Origin of the sequence: Streptomyces sp. NPDC021225, assembly GCF_044332865.1 — a bacterium.
Taxonomy (GTDB): Bacteria; Actinomycetota; Actinomycetes; order Streptomycetales; family Streptomycetaceae; genus Streptomyces.
Genome location: NZ_JBIRPV010000003.1, coordinates 1 through 14,038, shown reverse-complemented (window position 1 = coordinate 14,038; position 14,038 = coordinate 1). Strand labels below are relative to the sequence as shown.

The 14,038-nt window shown below is 75.2% G+C and carries 2 protein-coding genes; both read left to right on the top strand.

What is annotated here, in order from left to right; all coding sequences use genetic code 11:
• The first annotated feature begins 39 nt into the window (after positions 1-39).
• A complete protein-coding gene (locus ACH4S9_RS13735) occupies positions 40-12,045 on the top strand; it encodes an SDR family NAD(P)-dependent oxidoreductase (protein ID WP_398371877.1) in 12,006 nt (4,001 codons plus the stop codon).
• Between the two features lie 20 nt (positions 12,046-12,065).
• On the top strand, positions 12,066-14,038 hold a 1,973-nt coding region (locus ACH4S9_RS13730; RefSeq protein WP_398371875.1), incomplete at its 3' end, for a type I polyketide synthase.

Below are 14,038 nucleotides of genomic sequence, written 5' to 3'. Positions count from 1 at the left end.
GAAGCGCGCCAAGACTGAGCGGGTGGGGAGGGACATGCCGTGACCGCAGAGACCAACGAAGAGCGGCTGGTCGACTACCTCAAGCGGGTCGCCGCCGATCTGCACGACACCCGGGCGCGGCTGCGCGAGGTCGAGGACGGGCAGCGGGAGCCGGTGGCCATCGTGGCGATGGCCTGCCGCTACCCCGGTGGGGTGGCCTCGCCCGAGGACCTGTGGGACCTGGTCGCCGCCCGCCGGCACGCGATGACCGCGTTTCCGGACAACCGCGGCTGGGACCTGGAGCGGCTGTTCCACCCTGACCCCGACCACCCGGGCACCAGCTACGCCCGCGAGGGCGGCTTCCTGCACGACGCCGACCTGTTCGACCCGGAGTTCTTCGGCATCAGCCCCCGGGAGGCCGCCGCGATCGACCCGCAGCAGCGGCTGCTGCTGGAGGTGGCCTGGGAGGCGCTGGAGCGGGCGGGCATCGCGCCCGGGTCGCTGAAGGGCGCGCCCGTCGGCGTGTACGCGGGCACCGCCCTGCCCGGCTTCGGCACCCCGCACATCGACCGGGCCGCGGAGGGCTATCTGGTCACCGGCAACGCGCCCAGTGTGCTGTCCGGCCGGGTGGCGTACACCCTGGGTCTGGAGGGGCCCGCGGTCACGGTGGACACGGCGTGTTCCTCGTCGCTGGTGGCGATGCACCTCGCCGCGCAGGCGCTGCGTCAGGGCGAGTGCGAACTGGCGCTGGCGGGCGGGGTGACGGTCATGACCACTCCTTACGTGTTCACGGAGTTCGCGCGGCAGCGGGGGCTGGCGGCGGACGGCCGGTGCAAGGCCTTCTCCGAGGGGGCCGACGGCACCGCGTTCGCCGAGGGCGTGGGGCTGCTGGTGCTGGAGCGGCTGTCGGACGCCCGGCGCAACGGTCACCGCGTCCTGGCCGTGGTGCGCGGCTCGGCGATCAACCAGGACGGCGCGAGCAACGGGCTGACCGCGCCCAACGGACTGTCGCAGCAGCGCGTCATCCGGCAGGCGCTGGCCGGCGCCCGGCTCGCTCCGGCGGACGTGGACGCGGTCGAGGCACACGGCACCGGCACGACACTGGGCGATCCCATCGAGGCCCAGGCGCTGCTGGCCACGTACGGTCAGGAGCGGCCCGCGGACCGGCCGCTGTGGCTGGGCGCGGTCAAGCCGAACATCGGACACACCCAGGGCGCGGCGGGTGTCGCGGGCGTGATCAAGATGGTCATGGCGCTGCGGAACGCCTCGCTGCCCGCCCTCCTGAACGCCGACCGGCCCACGCCCGTGGTCGACTGGGACGGCGGAGCGGTGCGGCTGCTGGCCGAGCCGGTCGCGTGGCCGACCGGGGAGCGGCGGCGCCGGGCCGGTGTGTCGTCCTTCGGCATCAGCGGCACCAACGCGCATCTGATTCTCGAAGAGGCCCCGCCCCTGCCGGACACGGACACGGAGCTGCCCGCGGGTACGCCGCCACGCCCGGAGGGCGCCGCCGTGCCGTGGGTGCTCTCCGCGCGCGGCGCGGCGCCGCTGGGCACGCAGGCCGCAGCGCTCGCCGAACACCTCGCCGCGCGCCCGGACCTCCCGGTCGACGCGGTGGGCTGGTCGCTGGCCGCCACCCGGTCCGCGCTCGACCACCGCGCCGTCGTCCTGGGCACGGACCGCGAGGAGCTGTGTGCCCGGCTCGCCGAGCTCGCCGAGGGGCGTACACATCCCGATGTGACGCGGGCGTCCGCCCCGGCGCGGCTCGGTGGCAGCGCGTTCCTCTTCACCGGGCAGGGCAGCCAGCGCCCCGGCATGGGCGCCCGGCTGTACCGGACCTATCCGGTGTTCGCCGCCGCGTTCGACGAGGCGTGTGCAGCGCTGGACCCCCACCTGGGGCGTTCGCTGCGGGAGTTGGTGTTCGCGCCCGCCGACGGGGACGGGGACGAGGCCGGTCCGCTGGACGCGACGGGGGTGACGCAGGCCGCGCTGTTCGCGGTCGAGGTCGCCCTGTACCGGCTGGTGGAGTCGTTCGGCGTGGTGCCCGGCTATCTGGCGGGGCACTCGGTCGGCGAGCTGGTCGCCGCGCACATCGCCGGGGTGCTGTCGCTGCCGGACGCGGCGCGGCTGGTGGCCGCCCGCGGGCGGCTGATGCAGGCGCTGCCGGAAGGTGGCGCGATGATCGCGCTGGAGGCCGCCGAGGAAGAGGTGGCGCCGCTGCTCGCCGGACGGGCCGACCGGGTGGCGCTGGCGGCCGTCAACGCGCCGACGTCGGTGGTGGTGTCGGGCGACGAGGAGGTGGTCGAGGAGGTCGCCCGCGCGATACGGGAGCGCGGACACCGGACCCGGCGGCTGCGGGTCGGCCACGCCTTCCACTCGCCGCGGATCGATCCGATGCTGGAGGAGTTCCGGCGGGTCGCCGCCTCGCTGACGTACGCCCCGCCGCGGATCGCGGTCGTCTCGAACGTGACCGGCGCGCTGGCCGGCGCCGAGCAGCTGTGCGACCCCGACTACTGGGTGCGGCACGCGCGGCAGCCGGTGCGGTTCCGCGACGGCATCGCCGCCCTGCGCGCGGAGGGCGTCACCCGCTTCCTGGAACTCGGCCCGGACGCCGTGCTCACCACCATGGCCCGCGACTGCCTGGCAGCGGAAGGTGCCGGCGGAGGATCGGGGGGCGCGGGCGCGCCGGTGCTCGCCGCGGCGCTGCGCGGCGGCCGCGAGGAGTCCCGTACGCTGCTGACCGCGCTCGCGCGGCTCCATGTGGACGGCGAGACCGTCGACTTCGCCGCCGCCTTCCCGCCGGGGACCCCGGCCACCGACCTGCCCGGCTACCGCTTCGACCGCCGCCGCTACTGGCGGGACGCCCCGCAAGCGGAGGCGGACGTACGGGCCGCCGGGCTCGAGGCGAGCGACCACCCTCTGCTGCGCGCCGCGCTCGAACCGGCGGACGGCGGGTTGCTGCTGACCGGCCGGCTGTCGCTGCGCGGTCAGCCCTGGCTGGCCGACCACGCCATCGTGGACGCGGTGCCGCTGCCCGGCACGCTCTTCGTGGAACTCGCGCTCCAGGCGGGCGAACGGACCGGCTGCGACCGGATCGCGGACCTCACCCTGGAGGCGCCACTGCTGCTGCCCCCGGTGGGGGCGGTGGATCTCCAGGTCGCCGTCGGGGCCGCCGACCAGGCCGGCCGACGGGCCGTCACCGTCTACTCGCGCCCGTCCGGCGGCGGCGCCGAGGCGTCGGACGGTGCCGATGAGCCGTACGGACCCTGGCACCGGCACGCCACCGCCACGCTGACCGCCGCGGGGACCAGTGCCACTCCCGAGCCCGCGGCGCCGCCTGCCCCGTGGCCACCGGCCGGGGCGGAAGAGGTCGACGTGGCCGGGTTGTACGAGCGGCTGGCCGACGAGGGGTACCGCTACGGACCTGTGTTCACGGGGCTGCGCGCGGCGTGGCGGGTCGGCGAGGAGATGTTCGCCGAGGTGAGCCTGGATCCCGGCCTGCGGGACGACGGCCGGGCGTACGCCGTCCACCCCGCCCTCCTCGACGCCGCCCTGCACCCGATCGGCGCGCTGTTCACCGGCGAGGACCAGGCGGGCGGCGCGCCGGGCACGGTCCGGCTGCCGTTCTCCTTCGGCGGTGTGCGGCTGTCGGCGCGCGGCGCGTCCCGGCTGCGGGTCCGCATCACGCCGACCGGGCCGGACAGCGTGGCCATGCGGCTGTCCGACGACGCCGGCGCAGAGGTCGCCACGGTCGACGCCCTCACGCTGCGCACCGTCTCCGCCGAGCGGTGGCGGTCCGGGGCGGCGCAGGCCGACCGTTCGCTGTACCGGCTGGACTGGGAGCCCTTCGCGCTGCCCGCCGCGGTGCCGACGGCGACGGCGGACCGCTGGGCCGTGGTCGACGCGAACGGCACGGACCGGACCGACGGCGCCACCGCCGCGCTGCCCGATGAGCGCGTGGCGCGCCATCCGGACCTCGCCGCGCTGAGCGCCTCGGTCGCCGCCGGGGCCCCGGCCCCCGACCTGATCGCCATGGGCTGCCTCTGCGCCCCCGATGGCGACGCGCCGCCCGCCCGGGTGCGCGCAGCCACGCACCACGTACTCGCGTGGCTGCGGGAGTGGCTCGCGGACGACGCCCTCGCCACCGGCCGTCTGGTGGTGCTCACTACGGGAGCCATCGCCGCCGACCCGGCCGACGCTCCGGCCGACCTGGCGGGCGCCGCGATGCTGGGCCTGCTGCGCGCCGCGCAGGCCGAACACCCGGGGCGGATCGTGCTGGTGGACACGGATGACAGCCCGGCGTCCCGGGACGCGCTGGCGGCGGCGGTCGCGGCCGCCACGGCCGCGGGCGAGTCGCAACTGGCGCTCCGCGACGGGCAGGTGCTGGTGCCCCGGCTGGTCGCGGCGCTCCCCGACGAGGACACGGCGCCGACGGCGTTCGACCCCGAGGGCACCGTACTGGTGACCGGCGGCACCGGCTCGCTCGGCCGGCTGCTCGCCCGGCACCTCGTCGAAACCCACGGTGTCCGGCATCTGCTGCTGGTCAGCCGGAGCGGTCCGGCCGCCGAGGGCATCGACGCGTTCGCGGCCGCGCTCGGGGCCGACGTACGCGTCGAGAGCTGTGACACCTCCGACCCCGAGGCGCTGGCCGCGCTGCTCGCCACCGTCCCCGCCGAGCACCCGCTGACGTCGGTCGTGCACACCGCGGGCGTGCTCGACGACGGCGTGGTCACCTCGCTGACGCCCGGCCAACTCGACGCCGTCCTGGCGCCGAAGGTGGACGCGGCCTGGCATCTGCACCGGCTGACCGAGGGCGCGGGCCTCGCCTCGTTCGTGCTGTTCTCCTCCGCCGCCTCGGTGCTCGGCAGCGGCGGGCAGGGCAACTACGGCGCGGCGAACGCGTTCCTCAACGCCCTCGCCGAACACGTGCGCGCGGCGGGCGGCCGGGCGACCTCGCTGGCCTGGGGCCTGTGGGGGGTGGACGAGGGGATGACCGAACACCTCGCCACCGCGGATCTGGCCCGGATGGCGCGTTCGGGCACCGCCGCGATGTCCGGGGAGCAGGGCCTGGCCCGGTTCGACGCGGCGCTCGCCACCGCGCCGCCCGTGCTGGTCCCGGCCAGGTTCGAACTCGCCGTGCTGCGCGAGCAGGCCGCCGCCGGAACGCTGCCCCCGCTGCTGCGCCGCCTCGTGCGCGTCCCGGTGCGTACGGCGCGTACGGCCGCGCCGGACGCCGTGTCCCCCTCCTGGGCCGGGCGGCTGGCCGGGCTGCCGGAGGCCGAGCAGGACCAGGTGATCGGCGAGCTGATACGCGACCGGATCGCCGCCGTCCTGGCCCTCCCCGAGCCGGAAACCCTCGAACTGGGCCGGACCTTCCAGCAGCTCGGCCTCGACTCGCTGACCGCGCTGGAGCTGCGCAACGCGATCCACGAAGCCACCGGCGTCCGCCTGCCGGCCACCGCGGTCTTCGACTACCCGACGCCCGAGACCCTGGTGAGCCATCTGCGCACCGAACTGCTCGGCGCCACCGCGGCCGCCGCGCCGCTGCCGCCGGGAGCGGGCGCGCCGACCCGGGCCGGAGACGCCGACGACCCCGTCGTGATCGTCGGCATGGCCTGCCACTACCCGGGCGATGTGCACTCCCCGGACGGGCTGTGGCGGCTGGTCGCCGACGGGGTGGACGCGATCGGGCCGTTCCCCGAGGACCGCGGCTGGGACGTGGCCGGGCTGTACGACCCCGACCCCGAGCGGACGGGCAAGAGCTACGCCAGGGAGGGCGGCTTTCTGCACCAAGCCGCCCTGTTCGACGCGGAGTTCTTCGGGATCAGCCCCCGGGAGGCGCTGGCCACCGACCCGCAGCAGCGGCTGCTGCTGGAGACGGCGTGGCAGGCGTTCGAGCACGCCCGCATCGATCCGGTGGCGCTGCGCGGCAGCCGGACGGCGGTGGTCACCGGCATCATGTACGACGACTACGGCGCGCGGTTCCTCGGCCGGATCCCGGAGGGGTACGAGGGCCAGATCATGACGGGCTCCACGCCGAGCGTGGCGTCCGGCCGGGTGGCCTACACCTTCGGTCTGGAGGGGCCGACGCTCACGGTGGACACGGCGTGTTCGTCGTCGCTGGTGGCAATGCACCTCGCCGCGCAGGCGCTGCGGCAGGGTGAGTGCGATCTGGCGCTCGCGGGCGGGGTGACGGTGATGGCCACGCCGAACACGTTCGTCGAGTTCTCCCGGCAGCGCGGCCTGGCCCCGGACGGGCGGTGCAAGCCGTTCGCCGCAGCCGCCGACGGCACCGGCTGGAGCGAGGGCGCCGGGCTGCTGGTGCTGGAGCGGCTGTCGGACGCCCGGCGCAACAGGCACCGGGTGCTCGCGATCCTGCGGGGCTCGGCGATCAACCAGGACGGCGCGAGCAACGGCCTGACCGCGCCCAACGGCCCCTCGCAGCAGCGCGTCATCCGCCAGGCCCTGGCCACGGCCGGATTGGATCCGACGGACGTGGACGCCGTCGAGGCCCACGGCACGGGCACGACCCTGGGCGACCCGATCGAGGCACAGGCCCTCCTCGCCACCTACGGCCAGAACCGCCCCGAGGACCGGCCCCTGTGGCTGGGCTCGATCAAGTCCAACATCGGCCACACCCAGGCCGCCGCCGGTGCCGCCGCTGTCATCAAGATGGTGATGGCCCTGCGCCACGGCCACCTCCCGGCCACCCTGCACGTGGACGAGCCCAGCCCGCACGTCGACTGGGCCACCGGAAACGTCCGCCTCCTCACCGAGGCCGCCCAGTGGCCCGACACCGACCGGCCGCGCCGCGCCGCCGTCTCCTCCTTCGGCATCTCCGGCACCAACGCCCACCTCATCCTCGAACAAGCCCCCGAACAGCCCGAGCCGGAGCGCACCTCCCGGCCCGGCGTCCTGCCCCTCGTGCTCTCCGCGCGCACCGCCGAAGCGCTGCGCGCCCAGGCCTCGAACCTGGCCACGCGGCTCCCCCACACCGAGCCGGCCGAGGTGGGCTGGTCGTTGGCGACGACGCGGTCGTCGTTCGAGCACCGGGCCGTGATCGTGGGCGACGACCGGGACTCGCTGCTGGCCGGGTTGGAGAGGCTGGCCGCCGACGAGCCCGACCCGGCGGTCGTGGCGGGAACGGCCATCGCGGCGCCCGCCGGCCCGGTGTTCGTCTTCCCGGGCCAGGGGTCGCAGTGGCGGGGCATGGGCGTGGAGCTGCTGGACGGCTCACCGGTGTTCGCGGCGCGGATCGCGGAGTGCGAGCGAGCCCTGGCGCCGTACGTGGACTGGTCACTCACCGCCGTGCTGCGCGGCGCGGACACCGACACCGACACCGACCCCCAGCGCGTCGATGTCGTCCAGCCCACCCTCTGGGCCGTGATGGTCTCCCTCGCCGCCCTCTGGCAACACCTCGGGGTCACCCCCGCCGCCGTCATCGGCCACTCCCAGGGCGAGATCGCCGCCGCCTGCGTGGCCGGAGCCCTCACCCTCGACGACGCCGCCAAGGTCGTGGCCCTGCGCAGCCGGGCCCTGCGCGCCCTGGCCGGCCAGGGCACCATGGCCTCCCTCACCCTCGGCGCCGACGACACCACCCGGCTCCTGGAGGAGCTGGGCGACCAGGCCGACGATGTCACCCTGGCCGCCGCCAACGGCCCTGCCACCACGGTCGTCTCGGGCGCGGTGGCGCAGATCGCCACCGTCCTGGCGGCCGCCGAGGCCCGTGGCGCGCGGACCCGCACCATCGATGTGGACTACGCCTCCCACGGCCCCCATGTCGACCGCATCCGCGAGGACATCGTCTCCGCCCTGGGCGAGCTGACGCCCGCCGCGTCGGACATCGCCTTCTACTCCACGGTGACCGCCGAGCGTCTCGACACCGCCGGGCTCGACGCCGACTACTGGTTCACCAACCTCCGCAGGCCGGTCCGCTTCACCGACACCCTCGCCGCCCTCCTGGACCGCGGACACCGCCACTTCGTCGAGGTGAGCCCGCACCCCGTCCTCGCCCCCGGGATGCAGGACGCCTTCGAGGCGGCGGACATCTCCGCCGCCACCATCCCCACCCTCCGCCGCGACCAGGGCGGGCCCCGCCGGCTCGCCCAGGCCGTCGCCGCCGCGCACACCGCCGGGCTCGCCGTGGCCTGGGACGTCTGGTATCCCGCCGACCCTCCACCGCGCACCACCGACCTGCCCACCTACGCCTTCCAACGGCGGCGCTACTGGCTGGGCATGGACGGCGGCCCGGGCGATCTGCGGAGCGCCGGGCTCACCTCGGTGGCGCACGCCCAGCTCGGCGCGGCGGTCGAACTGGCCGACGGCGGGCTGGTGATGACCGGGCGGCTCCCCGCCGCCGGGGGCGGCGGCTGGCTCGCCGACCACGTCGTCGCCGGCACTCCCCTGGTGCCGGGCGCGGCCCTGGTTGAGTGGGTGCTGCGGGCGGCCGACGAGGCGGGCTGCGGCGGAATCGAGGAGCTCGCCCTCCACATCCCGATGGCGCTGCCCGCGTCCGGCGGGCTGCGGGTCCAGGTCGTGGTGGACGCGCCCGGCGAGGAGGGCCGCCGCGAGGTGCGGGTGCACTCCCGCCCGGACGCGGACGACGGCGCGTCGCCCTGGACCTGCCACGCCACCGGACACCTCGCCCCGACGACTCCGACGGCGCCGGGTGTGCCAGGCGTGCCGGACGCGGCGTTTACGGGGACGTGGCCGCCACCCGACGCCGAGCCGGTGGACGTGTCCGACTTCTACGGCCGCGCCGAGGCGATCGGCTACGGCTACGGCCCGGCCTTCCGGGGCCTGACCGCCGCCTGGCGGCAGGGCGCCGACCTGCTCGCGGAGGTCGTGCTGCCCGAGGCGGCCCACGAGGGCGCCGACGGGTTCTCCCTCCACCCCGCGCTGCTGGACGCTGCCCTGCACCCCATGGCGCTGGACGGCCAGGGCGACGACGGGCAACTGCGGCTGCCGTTCGCTTGGGGCGGCGTGTCGCTGTGGGCCACCGGCGCCCGCGCGGTGCGGGTCCGTATGTCGCCGCTCGAGCACGGCTTCCGGCTCATGGTGGCCGACGCGGCCGGCGATACGGTGCTCAGCGCCGACTCCGTGGTCGTACGCCCGACAAGCGCGCGGCAGTTGCGCGAGGCGGGCGCGCGGCGGGTGGACGGGCTGTACGAGGTGGCGTGGGCGCCCCTGCCGCCCCTGGAGGCGGAGTCGGACGCGATGGCGCCGGGGTGGGCGGTCTTGGAGGGCGGCCCGCTCCCGTTCGACTCGGCAGATTCTGAGCTGCCCCACTACGCCGACCTCGACGCCCTGTTCGCCGCCCACGACGCGGGCGGGGACACGCCCCACACGGTGCTCGTCGGCGTGCCCGCGGCCGAGGGCGGCGACGAGCCGTCCGCCGCCGCGCCGGCCGTGGTGACGGGTGTGCTGGCGTCGGCGCGGCGGTGGCTGGAGAGGCCGGAGCTCGCCGAGGCTCGGCTGGTGCTCGTCACCCGTGGCGCGGTGGCGGCCGGGGATGCCGACGACGGCCCCGGGGCCGCCCGGCCCGACCCGGCGGCGGCGGCCGTGTGGGGCCTGGTGCGCAGCGCCCAGGCGGAGAACCCGGGCCGCTTCGTGCTGTGCGACATCGACGACGACGCGGGGCCCGAGCAGGTACGGGGCGCCGTCACGCGGGCTGTGGCGCTCGACGAACCGCAGGTGGCGGTGCGCGGAGGAGGCGTGCTGGCGCCACGGCTGGAACGGGCGGCGGCAGCGGAGTTGGCGCCGCCGCCGGGCGAACCGGCCTGGCGGTTGGCGTCCGACGGCACCGGCACCGTCGACAGCGTGTCGGTCGTGGCCTGCCCCGAGGTCTTGGAGCCGCTGGCGCCGGGTCAGGTGCGCATCGGCGTGCGCGCCGCGGGCATCAACTTCCGCGATGTGCTGATCGTGCTCGGGATGTACCCGGACGAAGGGGTGTTCCGCGGCAGCGAGGGCGCGGGCGTGGTGCTCGACGTGGCGCCGGACGTCACGTCGGTGGCCGTCGGCGACCAGGTGTTCGGGCTGTTCGAGGGCGCCTTCGGACCGGTCGCCGTCGCCGACGCGCGCGCCGTGGTGCCGATCCCGCCCGGCTGGACGGACCAGCAGGCCGCGGCCGTCCCGACGACGTTCCTGACGGCCTGGTACGGGCTGGTGGACCTCGCTGGACTCACACCGGGCGAATCGGTCCTCATCCACGCCGCCACCGGCGGCGTGGGCACGGCGGCCGTGCAGATCGCCCGCCACCTGGGCGCCGAGGTCTACGCCACCGCGAGCCCCGCCAAACACCACGTCCTGGAGGCCATGGGCATCGACGAGACCCACCGCGCCTCCTCCCGCGACCTCGACTTCGAGGACACCTTCCCGACCGTCGACGTGGTCCTCAACAGCCTGGCAGGCGAGTTCACCGACGCCTCCCTGCGGCTGCTGGGCGACGGCGGCCGGTTCATCGAGATGGGCAAGACCGACAAGCGCGACGCCGAGGAGATCGCCGCAACGTACCCGGGTGTCCGCTACCGCTTCTACGACCTGGTTCCGGACGCCGGTCTGGACCGGGTCGCGGAGATGCTGGGCACGCTGGCCGACCTCTTCACCCAGGGGACCCTGACCCCGCCCCCGGTGCAGGCATGGCCCCTGACCAGGGCGCGTCAGGCGCTGCGCCATATGAGCCAGGCCAAACACACCGGCAAACTCGTCCTGGACATCCCCCGCACCCTCGACCCCCACGGCACGGTCCTGATCACCGGCGGCACCGGCACCCTCGGCGCCCTCATCGCCGAACACCTCGTCACCACCCACCACATCACCCACCTCCACCTCCTCAGCCGACGCGGCCCCCACGCCCCCGGCGCCCAACAACTCACCGACAAACTCACCGCCCTCGGCGCCACCGTCCACATCACCGCCACCGACACCTCGGACCTCCCCGCCCTGCGGCAGATCATCGACACCATCGACCCCGCCCACCCCCTCACCGGCGTCATCCACACCGCGGGGGCTCTGGACGACGCGGTGCTGACCGCGCAGACCGCAGAGCGGCTGGCGCCGGTCTGGGCGGCGAAGGCGACGTCCGCGGCTCATCTGCACCGGGCCACCGAGCACCTCCCCCTCGCCATGTTCGTCGTCTTCTCCTCCGCCGCAGGCACCCTCGGCACCGCCGGGCAGGCCAACTACGCCGCCGCCAACGCCTACTGCGACGCCCTCGCCACCCGGCGGCGCCACGCCGGTCTCACCGGCGTGTCCATCGCCTGGGGCCTGTGGGCCGCCACCAGCGATATGACGGGCCGGCTCACCGAGGCCGACCACGCGCGGATGAGCCGCACCGGCTTCACCCCGCTGTCCACCCCGATGGCGCTGGCGCTGTTCGACGCCGCCCTGCGACACGGCGGCGCGGCTCCGCTGGCGCTCGACCTCGATCCGCGTACGCTCGGCGCCCAGCCGTCCGACGCCGTGCCCGCCCTGCTCCGCACGATCGCGGCGGCCGGAGCGCCCGTACGGCGCACCGCGGCCGCCGCCCGGTCCACCGACTGGGCGGGCCGTCTGGCGGCGCTCTCCGACGCGGAGCGCCACCGCGAGCTGGTGAACCTGGTGCGTACGCACGCGGCGACGGTGCTGGGCCACAGCGACCCGGCTGCCGTGCGGGCGGACACCTCGTTCAAGGAGCTGGGGTTCGACTCGCTGACCGCCGTCGAGCTGCGCAACCGGCTCTCGGCCGCGACCGGGCTGCGGCTGCCCGCCGCCCTCGTCTTCGACTATCCCGACGCGGAGACCATGGCCCGCTATCTGGACCAGAAGCTCGCCCCCGCGGACCGGACGCCCGGCGCGGCGGTGGACCGTCTCGGTTCCGTGCTGGGCGACTTGGCAAGGCTCGAGTCCACCTTGACCGGCCACGCCATGGACGGGAAGGCCCGCGAGACGGTCGCGGGCCGGCTCCACGCTCTGCTGTCCCTGCTGGAGGGCGGCACGGCCGGGTCCAAGGACATCGACGGCGAGGCGCTGGAGTCGGCCTCGGACGACGAGATGTTCGCGCTCATCGACCAGCAACTGGGCTCGTCCTGACGAGGAGTGGGGGAGGACCAATGCCGTCCACGGAAGACAAGCTGCGCCAGTACCTCAAGCGGGTCACCCTCGACCTGGGCGAGGCCAGACAACGCCTGCGCGAAGCGGAGCAACGCCACCACGAGCCCATCGCCATCACCTCCATGGCCTGCCGCTACCCCGGTGGCATCGCATCCCCGGAGGCCCTGTGGGACCTGGTCGACACCCGCGCCGACGCCATCGGCCCCTTTCCCACCAACCGCGGCTGGGACCTCGCCGCCCTCTACCACCCCGACCCCGACCACCCGGGCACCAGCTACATCCAGGAGGGCGGCTTCGTCCACGACACGGATGAATTCGACGCCTCCTTCTTCAACATCAGCCCGCGTGAAGCCCTCGCCATGGACCCCCAGCAGCGGCTCCTCCTGGAAACCGCCTGGGAACTCCTCGAACGCGCCCATATCGACCCCACCGCCCTCAAGGGCTCTTCCACCGGCGTCTACACGGGCTGCGGCGTGCCCGGCTTCGGCACCCCGCACATCGAGAAGAGCGCGGAGGGCTTTCTGCTGACGGGCAACGCGCTCAGCGTGGTGTCCGGCCGGATCGCCTTCACCCTGGGCCTGGAGGGTCCGGCGGTCACGCTGGACACGGCGTGCTCGTCGTCGCTGGTGGCGATGCATTTGGCGGTCCAGGCGCTACGGCAGGGCGAGTGCGATCTGGCGCTGGCCGGCGGTGTGACGGTCATGTCGACCCCGAACGTGATCACGGAGTTCTCGCGGCAGCGCGGCCTGGCCCCGGACGGGCGGTGCAAGCCGTTCGCCACGGCGGCCGACGGCACGGGCTTCTCCGAGGGCGCGGGCCTGGTCCTGCTGGAACGGCTCTCCGACGCCCGCCGCAACGGACACCACGTGCTCGCCGTCATCCGGGGCTCGGCCGTCAACCAGGACGGCGCCAGCAACGGGCTGAGCGCCCCCAACGGGCCCTCGCAGCAGCGGGTGATCCGCCAGGCCCTGGCCAACGCCGGGCTGGCCGCGGTCGAGGTGGACGCGGTGGAGGCGCACGGCACGGGCACCACGCTCGGCGACCCGATCGAGGCCGAGGCACTGCTGGCCACCTATGGCCAGGAGCGGCCGGAGGACCGCCCGCTGTGGCTGGGCTCGATCAAGTCGAACATCGGACACACCCAGGGGGCCGCCGGGATCGCGGGTGTCATCAAGATGGTCATGGCACTGCGCCACGGCGCGCTGCCCGCCACCCTCCACGTCGACGAGCCCACCTCGCATGTGGACTGGAGCAGCGGCGCGGTACGCCTGCTCACCGAGCCGGTCGACTGGCCGACCGCGGAACGCCCGCGCCGGGCAGGCGTCTCGGCATTCGGCATCTCCGGCACCAATGCCCACGTCATCCTGGAAGAGGCCCCTGAGGCACCGGAACCCGACACGGACGCGGCCGAACCGGTCGTCGTGGGCGGCGTGTTGCCTTGGGTGCTCTCGGCCCGTACCCAGGAGGCGCTGGCCGAGCAGGCGCGCCGACTGGCGGGGGCCATCGCGGACACTCCGGGTATCTCACCGACCGAGGTGGCCTGGTCGCTGGCCACCACCCGCGCCACCTTCGACCACCGCGCCGTGGTCACCGGAACCGACCTGCCGGGGCTCACCGCCGCGCTGGAGGCCCTGGCCACCGGCGGCGGACACCCCCACCTCGTGCGCGGGGCCGCCCTGGACATCCAGGACGGCCCGGTGTTCGTCTTTCCCGGCCAGGGCTCCCAATGGGCCGGCATGGCCGTCGGCCTCCTGGACTCCTCCCCCGCCTTCGCCAGCAGGATCGCCGCCTGCGAACAAGCCCTCGCGCCCTACGTCGACTGGTCGCTCACCGCCGTGCTGCGCGGCACGGACACCACCACCGACCCCCAGCGCGTGGATGTCATCCAGCCCACCCTCTGGGCCATGATGGTCTCCCTGGCCGGTATGTGGCAGGACTTCGGTGTCACTCCGGCCGCCGTCATCGGCCACTC